Origin of the sequence: Pseudomonas sp. 43(2021) (genome assembly GCF_017490805.1) — a bacterium.
In the GTDB taxonomy this organism is placed as follows: domain Bacteria; phylum Pseudomonadota; class Gammaproteobacteria; order Pseudomonadales; family Pseudomonadaceae; genus Aquipseudomonas.
Genome location: NZ_JAFGYJ010000006.1, coordinates 223,093 through 240,851, shown reverse-complemented (window position 1 = coordinate 240,851; position 17,759 = coordinate 223,093). Strand labels below are relative to the sequence as shown.

The window sequence follows — 17,759 nt, the reverse complement described above, 5'->3', positions numbered from 1 at the left end:
TGAATACATCGATTACTACAACCATGATCGAATCAAGATGGGGCTGGCCGGCCTGAGTCCCGTGGCATACAGGAATCAGGCCGCAGCAGCCTAATCAAAGATTGTCCAACAAATGGGGCGCACCTCATTTTGTGGGAGCGACCTTTCGCGACACAAGGCCGCTCCCACAGGATGGAACGCGCTCAGCGCGTCGCTGTGCGCATGGTCACGAACTCTTCGGCCGCGGTCGGGTGCACGCCAATGGTTTCGTCGAATTGCTGCTTCGTCGCACCGGCCTTCAGGGCAACGCCCAGGCCCTGGATGATCTCGCCCGCGTCGGGGCCGACCATGTGGCAGCCCAGCACCTTGTCGGTCTCGGCATCGACCACCAGCTTCATCAGGGTCTTTTCCTGGATGTCGGTCAGGGTCAGTTTCATCGCGCGGAAGCGGCTTTCGAACACCTGCACCTTGTGCCCGGCCTCCAGCGCCTGCTCTTCGGTCAGGCCCACGGTGCCGATGGGCGGCTGGCTGAACACTGCGGTGGGAATGTTCTGGTAGTCCACCGGGCGGTATTGCTCGGGCTTGAACAGGCGCCGGGCCACGGCCATGCCTTCGGCCAGAGCCACCGGGGTAAGCTGCACACGGCCGATCACGTCACCGATGGCCAGGATGGACGGTGCGGTGGTCTGGTACTGGTCGTCGACGCGGATGAAGCCGCGCGCGTCCAGTTCCACGCCGGTGTTTTCCAGGCCCAGGTTGTCGAGCATCGGGCGGCGGCCGGTGGCGTAAAACACACAATCGGTGACCAACTCGCGACCATCCTTGAGGGTAGCCTTGAGGCTACCGTCCTCGAGCTTGTCGATGCGCTGGATGTCGGCGTTGAACTGCAGGTCGAGCCCGCGCTTTTCCAGTTCTTCCTTCAGGTGCGTACGCACCGAACCATCGAAGCCACGCAGGAACAGGTCGCCACGGTACAGCAAGGTGGTGTCGGCCCCCAGGCCCTGGAAGATGCCGGCGAACTCGACGGCGATGTAGCCACCACCGACCACCAGCACCCGGCGTGGCAGGTCCTTGAGGTAGAAGGCTTCGTTGGAGGTAATGGCCAGTTCCTTGCCCGGGATGTCCGGCACCTGCGGCCAGCCACCGGTGGCGATGAGGATGTGCTCGGCGGTGTAGCGCTGGCCTTCCACTTCCACTTCATTGGCACCGGTCAGGCGCGCGTGGCCCTGCAACAGGGTGACCCCGCTGTTGACCAGCAGGTTGCGGTAGATGCCGTTGAGGCGTTCGATTTCCCGGTTCTTGTTGGCGATCAGGGTGCCCCAGTCGAAATGCCCTTCTTCCAGGGTCCAGCCGAAACCAGCAGCCTGCTCCAGCTCGTCGGCAACGTGCGCGCCGTACACCAGCAGTTTTTTCGGCACGCAGCCCACGTTGACGCAGGTACCGCCCAGGTAGCGGCTCTCGGCCACTGCCACCTTTGCGCCGAAGCCGGCGGCAAACCGCGCCGCGCGCACACCACCGGACCCGGCACCAATCACGAACAGATCAAAATCGTAGGCCATGTATTCACTCTCCTAGGCAGGCGCCCAGCATAACGCCGTTGGCCGCCGCAAACAAAAAAGCCACCCCGAAGGGTGGCTTTCAGGCCAGCAGGGCTTATCAGTAAGCCTTGCCAGTCTTGTAGTAGTTCTCGAAGCAGAAGTTGGTCGCGTCGATGTAGCCTTCGGCGCCACCGCAGTCGAAACGCTTGCCTTTGAACTTGTAGGCAATCACGCAGCCGTTCTGCGCCTGTTGCATCAGCGCGTCGGTGATCTGGATCTCGCCACCTTTGCCCGGCTCGGTGTTGGCGATGATGTCGAAGATGTCCGGGGTCAGGATGTAGCGACCGATGATCGCCAGGTTCGACGGGGCGTCTTCCGGCTTTGGCTTCTCGACCATGTTGGTGACGCGGAAAATATCGTCACGGATCATGTCGCCGGCGATCACACCGTACTTGTTGGTTTCCTGCGGGTCGACTTCCTGGATGGCGACGATCGAGCAACGGAACTGGTTGTACAGCTTGACCATCTGGGTCAGTACGCCGTCACCTTCCGGGTTCACGCACAGGTCGTCCGCCAGCACCACGGCGAACGGCTCGTCGCCAATCAGCGGGCGGCCAGTCAGGATGGCGTGGCCCAGGCCTTTCATTTCGGTCTGGCGGGTGTAGGAGAACGAGCACTCGTCGAGCAGGCGACGGATACCAACCAGGTATTTTTCCTTGTCGGTGCCCTTGATCTGGTTTTCCAGCTCGTAGCTGATGTCGAAGTGGTCTTCCAGCGCGCGCTTGCCGCGCCCGGTGACGATGGAAATCTCGTTCAGACCGGCATCCAGTGCCTCTTCAACGCCATACTGGATCAGTGGCTTGTTGACCACCGGCAGCATTTCCTTGGGCATGGCTTTGGTAGCAGGCAGGAAGCGAGTGCCGTAACCGGCTGCCGGGAACAAGCATTTTTTGATCATATACGTCCTTACAAAAGGCTAGGCCTGTGGAATTCGGCGCAGTCTAATCAGGCGGCAGTCACCTTACAATGCCCCCACCCGTGCCGACCGATGCCATGATAGAGATAACCCAGTGTAGATAGTTCCGGTGGATCGTAAATATTGCTGTCATCAATGACAGTCGGATGACAGGAAATGAGTTTACCTGTACTGCCTCTTCGCGGGTAAACCCGCTCCCACAAGGATCACCACAGGCTCTGAATGCTGTGCAGTACCTGTGGGAGCGGGTTTACCCGCGAAGAGGCCGGCACAGGCATTACCTCAGCTACCGGTCCCCTGCCCGATCAGCACCCCATCGACCTTCTGCCCATACAGGTTCACCCCGTCATTGGCATGGAACTTCACCCGCGTCTTCTCGATGGAGCCTTCCACCAACCGCGGATCCTGCGGCCGTTCATGGCGATTGATCCAGGCCGCCACATCCCAGGCCTGCTGGTCACTCAGGCTGCCCGGCTTGCCCAGCGGCATGTTGTACTTGATGAACGACGCCGCGGTGTTGATGCGGTGCATGCCGGCGCCCCAGTTGTAGGAATCCTTGCCCCACAGCGGCGGCATCACATACTCGCCCGCCACCTTCTGCCCTTCACCGTTGTCGCCGTGGCAAATCGCACACTGCTCGCGATAAACCTGCTGGCCGCGCTTGAAGTCGTATCCGCCCTTGGGCTGCGGCACTTCCGGGTAACCACGCCCGGCAATCTCCACGCCGGTCGGCGCCTTGGTCGACAGCCAGTACGAATACACCGCCAGCGCCGTCATCTGCGGGCTATCGGCCGCAGGCGGCTTGCCGTTCATGCTGAACTGGAAGCAGCCCTGGATTCGCTCGGCGTAGGTGTTGACCTTGTCGTTTTTCTTGCGGTACGCAGGGTACATCGGGTACGCCCCCCACATCGGCGCGGAATGCGCCAGCCGCCCCTGGTCAAGATGGCAGTTGCTGCAGTTCATGCCGTTGCCCACGGCCTCGGGCATCAGCCTGCGGGTGTCGACGAACAGGGCGTGCCCTTCGCGCACCATCTTGCCAAAGGCATTGTCTGGCAACTCACTTTCCGCAGGCGGCACGAACTGCGGCGCGGCCTGCACGCCAGGCACTTTCAACTGCGACTGGTCTTCCATGGCAATCTGGGCGGCCTGGGCGCTGCCCAAGGCCAGCAACAACAGGGCTGGAATCATCGGTTTCATGGTTTGACCTCCTGGCTGGCGGGGCGGGCGAAGAACTCGGCAACGGCCTTGATCTCGTCATCGGTCATGGCCTTGGCCACGCCGACCATCAGCTGGTTGGGGTCATTGCTGCGGGTGCCGTCACGCCAGGCATTGAGCTGCGCCACCAGGTAACTGGCGGGCTGGCCGGCCAAAGGCGGGAAGTGTTCGCCAACCCCGCCGCCACCCGGGCCATGGCACTGCACGCAGCCAGGAATCTGCCGGCTCCAGTCGCCGTACAGGGCCATGCGGGTGGTGGGGTCATCGGCAATCTGCTGGCGACGCAGGTCGCCTGCGGGGTCTGCCGGCAGGCTGGCCAGGTAGGTGCTGACCGCCTTGATCTCATCCTCGCTCAGGGCCTTGGCAAGCGGCTCCATCACCGGCTGCTTGCGGCTGCCGCTGCGCCAGTCATGCAATTGCTTGCTGAGGTAAGCCGCCGGTAGCCCGGCCAGGCGCGGGAAGCCGGCAGCGGCAATGCCCTTGCCGTCCGGGCCATGGCAACCCAGGCAAGCCATGGCGGCGGGGTTGGCCCCGCCCTGGGTGAAGACTTTCTGGCCATCGGCGGCATGCGCCGTGGGCCAGGCCAGGATCAGCAGGCTGCCGATCACGGCGCGACTCAACGGTGTCATCACGAATCTCCTTTTCTATTGTTATAAGCTTAGGCTTAAAACATATAAGCAAAAGGAGCGTAATCACTTGCCCTGGATCAACTACCGGAGATGCATTTGGTGGCTGCGGTGCGCACATCGCCCAGGCGCAGCGGGAAATTGTTCAGCCGCTCGTGCAGCTTGATGCTGCTGCCGCTGCCACGCTTGTCGATGTCCACCAGCGCCGCCGGGCCCACGCCCGAGCTGATCTTTTGCGGCACGATCAGCCGCAGGCCATCGCCGCGCTGCTCTTCCACCAGCGGGTCGCGGGTATCGGCCAGATTCTGCTTGACGCAATCGGCATACGCGCGCGGAGACTTGCCAGAGATTACATCCAGCGTTTCACGCGATTGTTCCAGTTCCGAAACACTCACACAGCCACCCAGCGTCACTGCCAACGCCGCCACCATCCACTTCATTTGCAGCACCTCTGCCTTCAAGAATCCGATTCGACCACGGCCAGGCCGTTTTGCTCCCTGCTTTGGCAGATTTATCTGCGCCTGGCGCAACAGCGCGGCAGTGTAACCCGACATCGTGGTATCGTTTGGCTTTGCAGAACCAATCCTTGCGGAGCATCACATGAAATTCGTACACCAGCGCGAGCACCTGAACGAGGACGACATCGTCGTCATCGAGTGCTCCCAGCGCTGCAATATCCGCCTGATGAACGACGCCAACTTCCGCAGCTTCAAGAACGGCGGTCGTCACACCTACCACGGCGGCCATTTCGACAAGTTCCCGGCAAAGATCACCGTGCCCAGCACCGGGTTCTGGAACATCACCATCGATACCGTGACCACCCGCCCGATCTCGGTCACCCGCAAGCCAACCTTGACCCACAAGATCAAGATCGTCCGTCGTTCGTCGTCGAAACTCAGATAAGGCCACCATGACCCAGACCACCAAGTACGTCATCAAGTACAAGCTCGACGGCCAGCGCCGCTGGGATTTCGCGCTGATGCCCGATGCCTCCCTCGAACAAGCCCTGGAAGCCCTGCGCAAGATCCACGGCGAAGATGCCGAGAAGATCAGCGACATCCAGGTCAGCAAAGCCTTGTAAACACCCGCCCCCGCCGCACCGCTCGCCCGCGCAAGGAGAACCGCATGAGCCACTGGCCCGACCGCCGCATCCTCGACCTGCTGGGCATCGAGCTGCCCATTCTGCAGGCCCCCATGGCCGGTGCGACGGGCTCGGGCATGGCCATCGCCGTGGGCCTGGCGGGCGGTTTGGGCGCCCTGCCCTGCGCCATGCTCACGGGCGACCAGGTGCGCGCCGAGATCGCCGCCTTCCGTACCGGCTGCCCGGGCCGCCCGTTGAACCTGAACTTCTTCTGCCACCAGCCGCCAGCGCCCGATGCCGAGCGCGATGCACGCTGGAAGCAGGCGCTCGAGCCCTATTACCGCGAAGTGGGTGCCGACTTCGCGGCCCCCACGCCGGTGTCCAACCGCGCGCCTTTCGACGAGCAGAGCTGCCAGCTGGTCGAGCAACTGCGCCCGGAGGTGGTGAGCTTCCACTTCGGCCTGCCGCAGGCTGACCTGCTGCAGCGGGTAAAGGCCAGCGGCGCCAAGGTGCTGTCCAGCGCCACCACCGTCGAGGAAGCCGTGTGGCTGGAGCGCCACGGTTGTGATGCGATCATTGCCATGGGCTATGAAGCGGGTGGCCATCGCGGCATGTTCCTCAGCGACGACATCACCAGCCAGATCGGCACCTTCGCCCTGGTGCCGCAGGTGGCCGATGCGGTCAGCATCCCTGTGATTGCCGCTGGCGGCATTGCTGACCACCGCGGCCTGTTGGCGGCACTGGCCTTGGGGGCTTCGGCCGTGCAGATCGGCACGGCTTACCTGTTCTGCCCCGAGGCCAAGGTGTCGCCGGCGCATCGCCAGGCCCTGGACAGCGCGCCTGCCAGTGAAACGGCGCTGACCAACCTGTTCACCGGCCGACCGGCGCGTGGCATCAACAACCGCATCATGCGCGAGCTGGGGCCGATGAGCGACCTGGCGCCGCGCTTCCCGCTGGCCGGTGGGGCGTTGATGCCTTTGCGGGCGATTACGGATCCGCAGGGCAATAGCGACTTCAGCAACCTGTGGTCGGGGCAGGCATTGCGGCTGGGCAAGCATATGCCGGCGGGTGCGTTGACCCGGGAGATTGCCGAAAAGGCGCTGGCCGTGCTCAGCCCCCAGCCGTCTGCGTAAGCAGGCCTGGCCTCTTCGCGGGTAAACCCGCTCCCACAGGTACTGCGCAACATTCACCTTTTGTGCCGACCCTGTGGGAGCGGGTTTACCCGCGAAAGGGCCCAGCCTGCTTAAGCATTACTGGGCCCCTTCACGGTCCATGGCCTATCGCTATATAGTTAAGGATATAACGATAACCCCAAGGAGCTGTGTTCATGCGTATCCGCCCGCCCCACCTGGCTGCCACCGCCCTGGCCGGCCTGCTCGCCTTCAGCACTGCCTGGGCCGATGAGGTCCAGGTCGCGGTCGCAGCCAACTTCACAGCCCCCATCCAGGCCATTGCCAAGGACTTTGAAAAAGACACCGGCCACAAGCTGGTCGCCGCCTACGGCGCCACCGGCCAGTTCTACGCACAGATCAAGAACGGCGCGCCGTTCGAGGTATTCCTCGCTGCCGACGACAGCACCCCGGCCAGGCTCGAGCAGGAAAAGGCCATTGTCCCGGGCTCGCGCTTCACCTATGCCATCGGCACGCTGGCCCTGTGGTCGGCCAAGCCTGGCTATGTCGACGCCAACGGCGAAGTGCTGAAGAAGAACGCATTCAAACACCTGTCCATCGCCAACCCGAAAACCGCACCTTACGGCCTGGCCGCCACCCAGGTGCTGGACAAGCTGAAGCTGACCGAAGCCACAAGGCCCAAGCTGGTCGAAGGGCAGAACATCAGCCAGGCATTCCAGTTCGTCTCCACCGGCAACGCCGAACTGGGCTTTGTCGCCCTGTCGCAAATCTACAAGGACGGCAAGGTCGAAAGCGGTTCGGCCTGGATCGTTCCCTCGTCCCTGCACGCGCCCATCCGCCAGGACGCGGTAATCCTCGAAAAGGGCAAGGACAACCCTGCTGCCAAGGCCTTGGTCGACTACCTGAAAGGCCCGAAAGCCGCGGCAGTGATCAAATCCTACGGTTATGAAATCTGATGCCACTGGACGCGAGTGACCTGGGTGCCATCTGGCTGACCGTGAAACTGGCCAGCCTGACCACCCTGATCCTGCTGATCGTCGGCACGCCCATCGCCTGGTGGCTGGCGCGCACGCGCTCGTGGCTGCGCGGGCCGGTGGGCGCGGTGGTGGCGTTGCCGCTGGTGCTGCCACCCACGGTGATCGGTTTCTACCTGCTGATCGCCCTCGGCCCGCATGGCTGGCTGGGCCAGGCGACCCAGGCGCTGGGCCTGGGCAGCGCGGTGTTCAGCTTCACCGGCCTGGTGATCGGCTCGGTGATCTACTCCATGCCGTTCGTGGTCCAGCCGCTGCAGAATGCCTTCGGCGCCATTGGCCAGCGCCCGCTGGAAGTGGCCGCCACGCTGCGCGCCAGCCCCTGGGACACCTTCTTCCATGTAGTGCTGCCGCTGGCCCGCCCAGGCTTCATTACCGCCAGCATCCTCGGCTTCGCCCATACCGTGGGCGAGTTCGGCGTGGTGTTGATGATTGGCGGCAACATCCCCGACAAGACACGCGTGGTCTCGGTGCAGATCTTCGACCATGTCGAGGCCATGGCCTATTCGCAAGCACACTGGCTGGCCGGCGCCATGCTGCTGTTCTCGTTCCTGGTGCTGCTCCTGCTGTACGCTGGACGCCGCAGCAAAGCTGGCTGGAGCTGAAATGAGCGCATCGATTGTGGCGCGCCTGAAACTGGCGCGCGACGAATTCACCCTGGACGTCGACCTGCACCTGCCCGGGCGCGGCATCAGCGCGCTGTTCGGCCACTCGGGCTCTGGCAAGACCAGCTGCCTGCGGTGCCTGGCCGGGCTGGAACGGGCCACCAGCGCCTACATCGAAGTCAACGGCGAAGTCTGGGAGGACAGCGCCCGCGGCTACTTCCAGGCACCGCACCTGCGCCCGGTGGGCTACGTGTTCCAGGAGGCCAGCCTGTTCCCGCACCTGTCGGTACGTGGCAACCTGGAATTCGGCTGGCGCCGGGTGGCCGCTGCCGAGCGCAAGGTCAGCCTCGACCAGGCCTGCCAGCTGCTGGGTATCGGCCACTTGCTGGCACGCCGGCCGGCAACCTTGTCCGGTGGCGAGGCGCAGCGGGTAGGCATTGCCCGCGCCCTGCTCAGCAGCCCGCGACTGTTGCTGATGGACGAGCCGCTGGCGGCCCTCGACGGGCCGCGCAAGCGCGAGATCCTGCCCTACCTGGAACGCCTGCACAACGAACTGGAAATCCCGCTGGTGTATGTCAGCCATGCCCAGGACGAAGTGGCGCGGCTGGCCGACCACCTGGTGTTGCTGGAACAGGGCCAGGCGGTGGCCAGCGGCCCGATCGGCGAAACCCTGGCCCGCCTCGACCTGCCACTGGCCCAAGGCGAGGATGCCGGTGTGGTGTTCGAGGGCCTGGTGGTGGGTCACGACCCGCACTACGACCTGCTCGACCTGCGCCTGCCGGGCAAGGATGGGCCGCTGCTGCGCATCGCTCACCCGGCCCAGGTGGTGGGCAGCTCCCTGCGGGTCAAGGTGCAGGCCCGTGACGTCAGCCTGGCCCTGGCAGCCGACAGCACTTCGAGCATCCTCAACCGTTTGCCGGTGCGCGTGCGCGAAAGCCGCCCGGCCGGCAACCCGGCCCATGTGCTGGTCAGCCTGGATGCCGGGGGCAATGCCTTGCTCGCGCGCATTACCCGCTTCTCGGCAGACCAGCTCGGCCTGCACCCGGGCCAGATACTGTTTGCCCAGATCAAGTCGGTGGCCTTGCTGGGCTGAGCATCGGCCGCGTGGCTGGTGTCCATTGATCAGTAACCTGATCGAGGTCTGCCAGCCATGCTCGACTGTCCCCTGCCGCGCACCCTGCACTACGTGGATGACAACCAGCCGGGCCTGACCCGGCGGCGCTGGCGTGGCCGTTTCATCTACCTGGATGCAAACGGCCAGCGGGTGCGCGACAGCGATACCCTCGCCCGGATCGCTGCACTGGTGATCCCCCCGGCCTATACCGATGTGTGGATCTGCGCTGACCCGCAGGGCCACCTGCAAGCGACGGGTCGCGATGCCCGTGGCCGCAAGCAATACCGCTACCATGCGCAGTGGCGCGAAGTCCGCGACCAGCACAAGTACGGGCGCATGCTGGCGTTTGCCCAAGCCCTGCCAAAGCTGCGCGCACAGTTGCAAGCGCACCTTGCCCGGCCAGGCCTGGACCGGGAAAAGGTGATGGCGCTGGTGGTCAGCCTGCTGGACCATACCTTGATCCGCATCGGCAACCAGCGCTATCTGCGTGACAACCAGTCCTATGGCCTGACCACCCTGCGCAACCGCCACGTCGAAGTGAAGGGAAGCAGCATCCACTTCCAGTTCCGCGGCAAGCGCGGCGTCGAGCACAACGTCAGCCTCAACGATCGGCGCCTGGCCAACCTGCTCAAGCGCTGCATGGAACTGCCCGGGCAGGCGCTGTTCCAGTACCTGGACGAAGACGGCCAGCGCCACAGCGTCGGCTCCAGCGAGGTCAACCAGTTTCTGCGGCAGCTGACCGGCGCCGACTTCACCGCCAAGGACTACCGCACCTGGGCCGGTAGCAGGCTGGCGCTGGAGCTGCTCAGGCCCTTGGCCTGGGAGCCCGAGAGCGAAGCCAAACGCCAGGTCACCGCCATCGTTCGCCAGGTGGCCACACGCCTGGGTAATACGCCAGCGGTGTGCAGGCGCTGCTACATCCACCCGGCTGTGCTTGAACACTTTGCCTTGGGGCGCCTGGCCAACTTGCCGAAAAGACGTGTACGCAAAGGCCTGGACCAAGAGGAAGTGGCCTTGCTGTTATTTCTTCAGGCACTTGAGGAACAGGATGACCATTAACTCGGTCTATTCAGCCGATGATGCGAAGAAATTTCCCATTGGGCGCCAAGCCCCCTATTCTTGCCATCGAGCACCTTGGCCGACAAACCGCTGGCGGTTTGCTTCGGCACCTGCAACTGAAGACACGCAACAGAATTTGTCTGTCGGGGAATTACTATCTGCCGAAAGCGTCTTTAATGAGAAGGAAGAGGGACAAGCTCCCGCCGCCGTGGCAACTAGCCCGACGGACTTTTACATCACCAAGGAGAAATACATGCTGATACTCACCCGCAAGGTTGGCGAAAGCATCGTCATCAACGATGACATCAAAGTCACCATTCTGGGCGTCAAAGGGATGCAAGTGAGGATCGGTATCGATGCACCGAAAGACGTCCAGGTCCATCGCGAAGAGATCTTCAAGCGTATCCAGGCCGGCAGCCCGGCACCGGAAAAGCAAGACGACTCGCACTGAGCGACCTGCCTCAAGCCGCACGGACGCGCTTGATCGCCCCGCGCCTCAGGTGCCCAGCAGTTCGCGCACCTTGGCGATCATACAGTCCATGTCGAACGGTTTGTCGAACACCGCGGCGAACAGTTCCGGGCATCCCTGGTTGGCCTGCGCGCCGCTCATGAGGATGACCGGCAACTCGCTCAAGGCCGAGTCTTGACGCATCGAGCGCACCAGCTCCTCACCGTTGAGCAGCGGCATCATGTAGTCGGTGATGACCAGCTGAACGCGCTTTTCCTTCAACGCCTCCAGCGCCTTGAAGCCGTTACTCGCCTTTTCCACCAGGAAACCTTCGTCCTCCAGGGCAAAACCGAGGATGTCGGCAATCAGGTACTCGTCATCGACGATCAGGATGGTGTTCATCGGCCCGCCCCGTCACCCGCCCCCCTGCGGCACCGGCGTTCCCGAAAGCACACCGCAGGCGCCTTCGAACGCCTTGCGCAGGGTAATGCCCTGCGGCCCGATCAGCAGCTCGTGCAAGGCAGGGTCATGGTGGCTGTCACGCACCTTGAGGATCGACAGCATGCGCCGTAGCTGCGAATCCAGTTCGACGAAGCGCATCAGCATCAGGTTGTCGACGATACTCGACAGGTCCGGGGCCGGGGCGCTGATTTCCGCACCGAAGATGTCGCGCATTTCCCAGGTGAGCATCACGCTGACATCACGCGCGCGCAGCTCGCCGACCAGCGCGCGGAAAAACGCATTGAGCCGCGCCGGGTCGGTGGCCAGGCGGCTGAACGCCCCCAGGCTGTCGATCAGTACGCGCTTGCTGCCTTGCGCCGCTACCCGTTCGAGCAGGCGCGCACCGACCTGGTCCAACAGGCCCTCGGTGGTCGGTTGCCAGCACAGCTGCAGGCTGCCGCCCTGCTCCATGGCGGCAAAGTCGTAACCCAGCGACACGGCCTTGATACGCAAGCGTTCCGGTGTTTCGTAAAAGCCGAAATGCAGCCCCGGCGCCTGCGGGCTGCTGGCACCGAGAAAGGCCAGGCCCAAGGACGTCTTGCCAATACCCGAGGGCCCGATCAGCAAGCTGACCGAACCCGTAGCCAGGCCGCCACCGAGCATTTCATCCAGGCTTTCCACCCCGCTGCCGATACGCTCCAGGGTGGCACTGCCCGCCTGGCTGGGGTGGCTGAACAGCGACTCCAGGCGTGGGTAGACGTGCATGCCGGCTTCATCGATGAGGCACTCATGGCGCCCCGACAACGCCGCACTGCCCCGCGTCTTGCGCAGCTGGATATGGCGCACGGCGCGGCTGCCGAACAATTGCTCGCCCAGCTCGATCACGCCGTCGACCATGGTGTGCTCCGGGCTGCCCTCTTCCAGCCTGGCGCTGGTCAACAGCAGCACGGTGCAACCGGCAAAGGCCGCATGGCCCTGCAGTTCGGAGACGAATTTCTTGGTGTCCAGCGCGGTTTCCGCACGCACCCGGGCATTGAGCACGCCATCGACGATCAGCAGGCTGGCCTGCTGCCGGGCGATTTCCTGGCGCAGCAACCGTACCACCGCGTCCAGGCCTTCCTGCTCCAGGGTGTCAAAGGCACTGACGAACTGGATCGGGTCGCCGACCAGCGCCGGGTCGAAGAACTCCAAGGTCGCCAGGTACTGGAACAGCCGCTCGTGCGACTCGCTCAGCAAGGTAGCCACCAGCACCCGGCCACCGTTGCGCACATGCCCGCAGGCCAGCTGGTTGGCAAGTATGGTCTTGCCGGCCCCCGGCGGGCCCTGGATGATGTAGGACGCGCCAGCCACCAGGCCACCCTGGAGCAACGCATCGAGCCCTTCGATCCCCGTCACCAGCCGCCTGAGTGCCTGTGCCATGGTGTCTACCTGTCGAGTTGGCTGTCCGTCTGGTCCTGATAGATTGGCAAGTAAAGCTGCATGCAAGTTCCCCGGCCGGGCTCACTGTCGACGCAAATGGCGCCACCGCTCTGCCTGGCAAAACCATACACCTGGCTAAGGCCCAGGCCAGTCCCCTTGCCGAAGGGCTTGGTGGTGAAAAACGGCTCGAAGATCCGCGGCAGTACCGCTGGCGCGATACCTTCGCCGCTGTCTTCCACCTCGAAACGCACAAACCCGCCGTGCAGCCCTTCCACTTCGCCGGCCAGTTCGACCACGTCGACCGTCAGGACGATCCGGCCCTGCCCTGTGATGGCATCGCGGGCATTGAACAACAGATTGAGCAGCACCATCTGCAATTGCCCGGCATCCACCTGGATCAGGGGCAGGTCCGGTTGCAACAGTACCTTCAGGTCAATCGAACCAGGCAGCGCATGCTCCAGTAGACCACGGGTGGCGGCAACAAGGTTCGCCGGGGCGACGCAGGCCACATCAAGCTTGCGGTGGCGAGCAAAGCTGAGCAACTGCTTGGTCAGTTCGGTGCCCCGCTGCCCGGCATCGAGAATGTGCTGCAGCATGCGCTGGGCGCGTGCCGGGTCCTGGGTGGCCAGCGCCAGGCGCGCCGAACTGATGATGATGGTCAGCATGTTGTTGAAGTCATGCGCCAGGCCACCGGTCAACTGGCCGAGGGCCTCCAGCTTCTGTGCCTGGAACAGCTGGGCGCGCACCGCGTCCAGCTGCAGCGCCGATTCGCGACGGTCGGTGATGTCCCGGGTCACCTTGGCCAGGCCGACGACCTGGCCATGGTCATCGCGAATCACATCCAGCGCGGCCAAGGCCCAGAACTGCGTGCCATCCTTGCGAACGCGCCAGCCTTCGTCCTGCGCCACGCCCTGCTCCAGCGCCTGACTCAGCAAGCGCTCCGGGCGGCCCTCAGTGCAATCCTGCGGGGTGAAGAACAATGAGAAATGCTGGCCGATCACTTCATCGGCACGGTAACCCTTGATGCGTTGCGCGCCTGCATTCCACGACACCACATGGCCGGACGGGTCGAGCATGTAGATAGCGTAATCCACCACCGACTGCACCAACTGCTCATAGCGGTGGGCAGGCATGACGGGGTGGTCGAGGCAGTCAGCTGAAACCATGCGAGCTCCACCGGCACAACAGCAGGAGGGAAAATAGGCCTGGCCGAACGCGCTCGCCTGTAAGCGCTCGCGTGGTTAGCCCTGCGTGATGGACCCCGTGTGGCTGGCCAGGTTCAACGCTCAGTTTCAACCAGCACCGGGCTTATGTGTCGCGGCATCGCCACTTTCAGCAGCCACAAGCCGACCAGCAGGATAAGCCCGCCACCAGCCAGGGCCATCAACCGCTGCGGTTGAGGGTGTTCGGCATCGAACCCCAGCATCAGCAGGTAACCGCCCAGGCTGATCAGGCTGAGGTAGAGAAATGCCCCCAACACGACCACCTGCACGAACAGTAGTCGCCAGAACAGCCGTGGGCGCACGATACGCCCGGAAGTAGCGGATTGGGTCATTACCGCACACTCCTGGATCCAATAATGAGGGCAACAGTGGCGTAATGACAGCAAGGTGTCAATTGCCCATACGATCGACCCTTCATTCTGTTGATCATAGGTGCTGCGGTTGACTCAACTATAACAATGGGTTATAAAGCGCGCTTGATTGCAAAGCCCTTCTGCTTAGAAGCGAGCTGGTCGTTGCGACCCCTTCAAGCGTGCGAGTGTGGTGGAATTGGTATACACAGCAGACTTAAAATCTGTCGGCGTGAGCCTTGCGGGTTCGAGTCCCGCCACTCGCACCAAACTTCCTTGAAAAGGCGCCCTCGCGGCGCCTTTTTGCTGTCTGCCAGCAATCCTGGGCGCAGCTGCTAGAGTGGACCTTGTACCCGTCCACTGGAACGCCGCCATGCGCTACTCCCTGTTCGATGGTCAACGCGACATCATTATCCTGATTGCCCGCCTGCTGCTGATGATCCTGTTCGTCTTGTCTGGCTGGGGCAAGCTGACCGGGTTCGAAGGCACGGTCGGCTACATGACCTCACTGGGCGCCCCTGCCCCCATGCTGGCAGCGGCAGTTGCCGTGCTCATGGAGTTCGTCGTCGGCATCCTGCTGATCCTCGGTTTCTACACCCGGCCGCTGGCCTTCCTGTTTGCGCTGTTCGTGCTGGGCACGGCGCTGCTGGGCCACCCGTTCTGGAGCATGGTCGACCCTGAGCGCAGCGCCAACATGACCCAGTTCCTGAAAAACCTCAGCATCATGGGTGGCCTGCTGTTGCTGGCAGTGAGCGGCCCTGGGCGTTTTTCGGTAGACGGGCGCTGAGTCAGTCGTCTTCGCAATCGTCGAACCAGGCTGGGTGATCGCGTTCCTCGTCATCGAGGTCATCCAGCGTTTCCTCGTCTTCCTCCACCTCGTCCTCGGCGCCTTGGGCATCCGCTTCCGGCTCCACATCGTCGTAGAGGAATTCGTGGTCAAGCAGGTGATCGTGCTCGGGTTCGTGCAGGTCGTCTTCGTCGTGCATGTTGGCTCCTGGGCTAAAGGCAGGCCTGTATAGGCCGATCGGCCGTGCAGGTCAATGCGCTACCGCTTAATGCTCGGTTAACCGGCCGGGTCCAGCATGCAGGCTCTCCCTTCAAACGTTGCTTGCCCGCCTTCCATGGCGGGCTTTTTTTGTCCCTTGGTATTTCCTTTCTCCAGCCTTGGCAAATCATATTGAACTGCGTGCATATTGCCCGCTGCGAGTGGAAGAACCCCCTGTACCAGGCCCTGAACAGCAGCGCCTGGCACCGCAATTACCGGACCATGACACGCTCATGACCTGACCTTCACGAAATACTGACGTCCGTGTGGGCACACTGACCCTGCTCCGTATGTTCTTGCAGCCCGCCGCATTATTGCCGCGGGCTTTTCTTTTTGTGCCTAGTCTCTGGCAGCCGTCATACGCAGGGCACTTGTGGGAGCGCAAGGCCGGTAAGTGAGTACAAGGCGGTTACCCCCCCAGACCATGACCTGAAGCAGTTTTGCCCCTCCAGGCAAGGGCTATGCTAACCCGGCGATAACCCAAGCTCACTCGGATAGACACGGAGGCTCCTATGAAAGCTGCTGTTGTTGCACCAGGCCGTCGCGTGGCTGTGGTGGAGAAAACCCTGCGCCCCCTCGAGCACGGTGAAGCGCTGCTGAAGATGCAGTGCTGCGGTGTGTGCCACACCGACCTGCATGTGAAAAATGGCGACTTCGGTGACAAGACCGGCGTAGTGCTAGGCCACGAAGGCATCGGCGTGGTCCAGGAAGTAGGGCCAGGCGTCACCTCGCTCAAGCCGGGTGATCGCGCCAGCGTGGCCTGGTTCTACCAGGGCTGCGGGCATTGCGAGTATTGCACCAGCGGCAACGAAACCCTGTGCCGCGAAGTGAAGAACTCCGGCTACACCGTGGACGGCGGCATGGCCGAAGCCTGCATCGTCAAGGCCGACTACTCGGTCAAAGTGCCCGACGGGCTCGACTCCGCTGCTGCCAGCAGCATTACCTGCGCCGGCGTGACCACCTACAAGGCGGTGAAGATCTCCAACATCCGCCCCGGCCAGTGGATCGCCATCTACGGCCTTGGCGGCCTGGGCAACCTGGCTCTGCAATATGCCAGGAACGTCTTCAACACCAAAGTGATCGCCATCGATGTCAACGAAGAGCAACTGCGCTTCGCCAGCGAGATGGGCGCCGACCTTGTCATCAATTCACGCACCGAGGATGCCGCCAAGGTTATCCAGGCCAAGACTGGTGGCGCCCATGCCGCCGTGGTTACCGCCGTTGCCAAGGCTGCGTTCAACTCGGCGGTCGACGCCCTGCGCGCCGGGGGGCGGCTGGTTGCTGTCGGGCTACCATCGGAAGCCATGAACCTGAATATCCCTCGCTTGGTACTGGACGGTATCGAAGTGATCGGCTCGCTGGTCGGCACCCGCCAGGATCTGCAGGAAGCTTTCCAGTTTGCGGCAGAAGGGAAAGTGGTGCCGAAGGTGGCCCTGCGGCCGATCGAGGATATCAACCAGATCTTCGAGGAGATGCTGGAGGGCAAGATCAAAGGGCGGATGGTGATTCAGTTCGCTTCAGAGTAGAAGGCTGGCTAGCACATCGAGGTGAATGTATGAGCATCCGCAGCTTGGCGAAAAACCTGCCACCCGACCCGGCCAGGGACGGCTGGGTGCTCGGATGGGGCGTGCTGAGAGACCGGCATCCCTGGCATTTCGTCGATGTCTATGCCGACCAGAAGACTGCCAGGGCCGAGGCGCAGCGCCGCGGTGCTGGCTACGTTGTGGAGTTCGGCTCGCATCGCCTTGGATCGGATGAATTCGTTTGCGGGATATGCCCGCCGGAAGGCTAGCGCCTGAATGGGCGGAGCGACGGGGACGCCTGGGCGCCCCCGCCTTCGATCATGCCGACATCCGTCGCATGATCAGCTCGCCATCGATGACTTCGCCGGTCTCGACAAAGCCTTCGGAGGCATAGAGATGTTTTGCCCCGATGTTCTCCGGGGCGACGCCAAGGGCAACACCGGGACCACCTGGCAACGGTTGCAGGTATGCCAGCAGCGCGCGCAGGGCGGCGCGCCCATAACCGCGGCCCTGGTGGCGGTGGTCGATCATCAGGCGATAGATCCAGCGGCTGTTCTCATCCGGATCGAGGGCATGCATCAGGAAACCGACCATTTCACCGGTCTGCATGGCACGCACGGCCAAGGGTTCACACCAGGGGCTATCGGCAGCCTGTTCCAGTGATTCGGCGTTACTGGCGATAAAGTCAGATTGGTCGTCGCGTACACGCAGAGTGCGGCAGTGGGCTTCCTCCTCAGGCGAGCTGAGGGCAACAAGAAGCACCGGTGGGCAAAGAGTGGACATGTTGGATTCTCCGCGGGGCAGCAAGGGCCCCTCCAGAATTTCGTTGACGGTTCATTGACGGACACATCATTGGAAACTGGGTCATGGGGCACCTCCTTGTTCGCGGATGAAGAGACAGTCGGCTGATCCGGCCGACCGGGGCAACATTCCAGGGGCTGCCTGGGAATTGCCTG

23 protein-coding genes and 1 tRNA gene are annotated in these 17,759 nt (G+C 63.0%); 13 read left to right on the top strand and 11 right to left on the bottom strand.

All coding sequences use genetic code 11. From position 1 onward, the window contains the following. Positions 1–94, top strand: a 94-nt coding sequence (locus tag J5M71_RS07770; protein WP_182275356.1) for an IS3 family transposase, incomplete at its 5' end; no start/stop codon positions are given. An 88-nt stretch (positions 95–182) separates the two neighbouring features. Here J5M71_RS07770 and gorA read toward each other — a convergent pair. The 5 genes from gorA to J5M71_RS07745 form a co-directional block, all read right to left on the bottom strand. Further along, positions 183–1,538, bottom strand: a complete 1,356-nt coding sequence (gene gorA / locus J5M71_RS07765) for a glutathione-disulfide reductase (RefSeq protein WP_207831270.1) — start codon at positions 1,536–1,538, stop codon at positions 183–185. Between the two features lie 97 nt (positions 1,539–1,635). After that, entirely contained in the window at positions 1,636–2,475 is an 840-nt protein-coding gene (gene galU, locus J5M71_RS07760) for a UTP--glucose-1-phosphate uridylyltransferase GalU (protein ID WP_013973181.1), read from the bottom strand. 300 nt (positions 2,476–2,775) lie between these two features. After that, the gene (locus J5M71_RS07755; RefSeq protein WP_207831268.1) at positions 2,776–3,690 is read right to left on the bottom strand and encodes a c-type cytochrome; all 915 of its coding nucleotides are present in this window, start codon (positions 3,688–3,690) and stop codon (positions 2,776–2,778) included. Then, on the bottom strand, positions 3,687–4,337 hold the full coding sequence (locus J5M71_RS07750) for a c-type cytochrome (RefSeq protein ID WP_207831266.1): 651 nt from the start codon (positions 4,335–4,337) through the stop codon (positions 3,687–3,689). Before J5M71_RS07750 ends, J5M71_RS07755 begins: the two co-directional genes overlap by 4 nt. A 77-nt stretch (positions 4,338–4,414) precedes the next feature. Continuing rightward, complete coding sequence (locus J5M71_RS07745; RefSeq protein WP_207831264.1) at positions 4,415–4,774, bottom strand: hypothetical protein; 360 nt, start codon at positions 4,772–4,774, stop codon at positions 4,415–4,417. Positions 4,775–4,934: 160 nt separating this feature from the next. Between J5M71_RS07745 and J5M71_RS07740 the strand changes: the two genes are divergently transcribed. From J5M71_RS07740 to csrA, 8 genes are all read left to right on the top strand, one after another. Next, positions 4,935–5,237 (top strand): DUF1883 domain-containing protein, encoded by a 303-nt coding sequence (locus J5M71_RS07740; protein WP_004375922.1) that lies wholly within the window; start codon positions 4,935–4,937, stop codon positions 5,235–5,237. A 7-nt stretch (positions 5,238–5,244) separates the two neighbouring features. Next, complete coding sequence (locus J5M71_RS07735) at positions 5,245–5,415, top strand: hypothetical protein (RefSeq protein WP_013973186.1); 171 nt, start codon at positions 5,245–5,247, stop codon at positions 5,413–5,415. A 44-nt stretch (positions 5,416–5,459) separates the two neighbouring features. Beyond that, positions 5,460–6,548 (top strand): nitronate monooxygenase, encoded by a 1,089-nt coding sequence (locus J5M71_RS07730; protein WP_207831262.1) that lies wholly within the window; start codon positions 5,460–5,462, stop codon positions 6,546–6,548. A 194-nt stretch (positions 6,549–6,742) separates the two neighbouring features. Beyond that, positions 6,743–7,501: a molybdate ABC transporter substrate-binding protein gene (gene modA, locus J5M71_RS07725; protein WP_207831260.1), complete on the top strand. Its 759-nt coding sequence runs from the start codon at positions 6,743–6,745 to the stop codon at positions 7,499–7,501. After that, positions 7,501–8,181 carry a molybdate ABC transporter permease subunit gene (modB, locus tag J5M71_RS07720; protein ID WP_207831257.1) on the top strand — a complete coding sequence of 227 codons (681 nt, stop codon included), beginning with the start codon at positions 7,501–7,503 and terminating at the stop codon, positions 8,179–8,181. Before modA ends, modB begins: the two co-directional genes overlap by 1 nt. Before the next feature lies 1 nt (position 8,182). Then, on the top strand, positions 8,183–9,274 hold the full coding sequence (modC, locus tag J5M71_RS07715; RefSeq protein WP_207831256.1) for a molybdenum ABC transporter ATP-binding protein: 1,092 nt from the start codon (positions 8,183–8,185) through the stop codon (positions 9,272–9,274). 57 nt (positions 9,275–9,331) lie between these two features. Next, on the top strand, positions 9,332–10,354 hold the full coding sequence (locus J5M71_RS07710) for a DNA topoisomerase IB (protein ID WP_207831254.1): 1,023 nt from the start codon (positions 9,332–9,334) through the stop codon (positions 10,352–10,354). A gap of 253 nt (positions 10,355–10,607) precedes the next feature. Then, complete coding sequence (gene csrA, locus J5M71_RS07705; RefSeq protein ID WP_207831303.1) at positions 10,608–10,805, top strand: carbon storage regulator CsrA; 198 nt, start codon at positions 10,608–10,610, stop codon at positions 10,803–10,805. Between the two features lie 45 nt (positions 10,806–10,850). Here the strand turns inward: csrA and J5M71_RS07700 are convergent, their stop codons facing one another. The 4 genes from J5M71_RS07700 to J5M71_RS07685 form a co-directional block, all read right to left on the bottom strand. Beyond that, on the bottom strand, positions 10,851–11,204 hold the full coding sequence (locus J5M71_RS07700; protein ID WP_207831253.1) for a response regulator: 354 nt from the start codon (positions 11,202–11,204) through the stop codon (positions 10,851–10,853). A gap of 12 nt (positions 11,205–11,216) precedes the next feature. After that, positions 11,217–12,662 carry an ATPase domain-containing protein gene (locus J5M71_RS07695; RefSeq protein ID WP_207831251.1) on the bottom strand — a complete coding sequence of 482 codons (1,446 nt, stop codon included), beginning with the start codon at positions 12,660–12,662 and terminating at the stop codon, positions 11,217–11,219. Between the two features lie 5 nt (positions 12,663–12,667). Then, the gene (locus J5M71_RS07690; protein ID WP_207831249.1) at positions 12,668–13,828 is read right to left on the bottom strand and encodes a PAS domain-containing sensor histidine kinase; all 1,161 of its coding nucleotides are present in this window, start codon (positions 13,826–13,828) and stop codon (positions 12,668–12,670) included. Positions 13,829–13,941: 113 nt separating this feature from the next. Next, a complete protein-coding gene (locus J5M71_RS07685; RefSeq protein ID WP_207831247.1) occupies positions 13,942–14,217 on the bottom strand; it encodes a hypothetical protein in 276 nt (91 codons plus the stop codon). Positions 14,218–14,419: 202 nt separating this feature from the next. Here J5M71_RS07685 and J5M71_RS07680 point away from each other — a divergent pair. Both J5M71_RS07680 and J5M71_RS07675 read left to right on the top strand, forming a co-directional pair. After that, a tRNA-Leu gene (locus J5M71_RS07680) sits at positions 14,420–14,504 on the top strand. Between the two features lie 104 nt (positions 14,505–14,608). Next, on the top strand, positions 14,609–15,022 hold the full coding sequence (locus tag J5M71_RS07675) for a DoxX family protein (protein ID WP_207831245.1): 414 nt from the start codon (positions 14,609–14,611) through the stop codon (positions 15,020–15,022). A gap of 1 nt (position 15,023) precedes the next feature. Here J5M71_RS07675 and J5M71_RS07670 read toward each other — a convergent pair whose 3' ends face one another. After that, positions 15,024–15,221: a hypothetical protein gene (locus J5M71_RS07670; RefSeq protein WP_207831243.1), complete on the bottom strand. Its 198-nt coding sequence runs from the start codon at positions 15,219–15,221 to the stop codon at positions 15,024–15,026. Positions 15,222–15,792: 571 nt separating this feature from the next. Between J5M71_RS07670 and adhP the strand changes: the two genes are divergently transcribed. After that, on the top strand, positions 15,793–16,806 hold the full coding sequence (adhP, locus tag J5M71_RS07665; protein ID WP_207831241.1) for an alcohol dehydrogenase AdhP: 1,014 nt from the start codon (positions 15,793–15,795) through the stop codon (positions 16,804–16,806). 29 nt (positions 16,807–16,835) lie between these two features. Continuing rightward, positions 16,836–17,072, top strand: a complete 237-nt coding sequence (locus J5M71_RS07660; protein WP_207831239.1) for a hypothetical protein — start codon at positions 16,836–16,838, stop codon at positions 17,070–17,072. A 49-nt stretch (positions 17,073–17,121) separates the two neighbouring features. On the opposite strand, the gene J5M71_RS07655 is transcribed toward J5M71_RS07660, so the two are convergent. Then, positions 17,122–17,586 (bottom strand): GNAT family N-acetyltransferase, encoded by a 465-nt coding sequence (locus J5M71_RS07655; RefSeq protein WP_233686869.1) that lies wholly within the window; start codon positions 17,584–17,586, stop codon positions 17,122–17,124. Between the last annotated feature and the right edge of the window lie 173 nt (positions 17,587–17,759).

Coding starts and splice junctions, on each gene's coding strand:
- J5M71_RS07755 (WP_207831268.1), bottom strand. CDS start 3,690: ATGAAACCGATGATTCCAGCCCTGTTGTTGCTGGCCTTGGGCAGCGCC.
- modC (WP_207831256.1), top strand. CDS start 8,183: ATGAGCGCATCGATTGTGGCGCGCCTGAAACTGGCGCGCGACGAATTC.
- J5M71_RS07675 (WP_207831245.1), top strand. CDS start 14,609: ATGCGCTACTCCCTGTTCGATGGTCAACGCGACATCATTATCCTGATT.
- J5M71_RS07685 (WP_207831247.1), bottom strand. CDS start 14,217: ATGACCCAATCCGCTACTTCCGGGCGTATCGTGCGCCCACGGCTGTTC.
- J5M71_RS07730 (WP_207831262.1), top strand. CDS start 5,460: ATGAGCCACTGGCCCGACCGCCGCATCCTCGACCTGCTGGGCATCGAG.
- J5M71_RS07690 (WP_207831249.1), bottom strand. CDS start 13,828: ATGGTTTCAGCTGACTGCCTCGACCACCCCGTCATGCCTGCCCACCGC.
- adhP (WP_207831241.1), top strand. CDS start 15,793: ATGAAAGCTGCTGTTGTTGCACCAGGCCGTCGCGTGGCTGTGGTGGAG.
- J5M71_RS07660 (WP_207831239.1), top strand. CDS start 16,836: ATGAGCATCCGCAGCTTGGCGAAAAACCTGCCACCCGACCCGGCCAGG.
- galU (WP_013973181.1), bottom strand. CDS start 2,475: ATGATCAAAAAATGCTTGTTCCCGGCAGCCGGTTACGGCACTCGCTTC.
- J5M71_RS07745 (WP_207831264.1), bottom strand. CDS start 4,774: ATGAAGTGGATGGTGGCGGCGTTGGCAGTGACGCTGGGTGGCTGTGTG.
- J5M71_RS07700 (WP_207831253.1), bottom strand. CDS start 11,204: ATGAACACCATCCTGATCGTCGATGACGAGTACCTGATTGCCGACATC.
- J5M71_RS07695 (WP_207831251.1), bottom strand. CDS start 12,662: ATGGCACAGGCACTCAGGCGGCTGGTGACGGGGATCGAAGGGCTCGAT.
- J5M71_RS07750 (WP_207831266.1), bottom strand. CDS start 4,337: ATGACACCGTTGAGTCGCGCCGTGATCGGCAGCCTGCTGATCCTGGCC.
- J5M71_RS07740 (WP_004375922.1), top strand. CDS start 4,935: ATGAAATTCGTACACCAGCGCGAGCACCTGAACGAGGACGACATCGTC.
- csrA (WP_207831303.1), top strand. CDS start 10,608: ATGCTGATACTCACCCGCAAGGTTGGCGAAAGCATCGTCATCAACGAT.
- gorA (WP_207831270.1), bottom strand. CDS start 1,538: ATGGCCTACGATTTTGATCTGTTCGTGATTGGTGCCGGGTCCGGTGGT.
- J5M71_RS07735 (WP_013973186.1), top strand. CDS start 5,245: ATGACCCAGACCACCAAGTACGTCATCAAGTACAAGCTCGACGGCCAG.
- modA (WP_207831260.1), top strand. CDS start 6,743: ATGCGTATCCGCCCGCCCCACCTGGCTGCCACCGCCCTGGCCGGCCTG.
- J5M71_RS07710 (WP_207831254.1), top strand. CDS start 9,332: ATGCTCGACTGTCCCCTGCCGCGCACCCTGCACTACGTGGATGACAAC.
- J5M71_RS07655 (WP_233686869.1), bottom strand. CDS start 17,586: ATGTCCACTCTTTGCCCACCGGTGCTTCTTGTTGCCCTCAGCTCGCCT.
- modB (WP_207831257.1), top strand. CDS start 7,501: ATGCCACTGGACGCGAGTGACCTGGGTGCCATCTGGCTGACCGTGAAA.
- J5M71_RS07670 (WP_207831243.1), bottom strand. CDS start 15,221: ATGCACGACGAAGACGACCTGCACGAACCCGAGCACGATCACCTGCTT.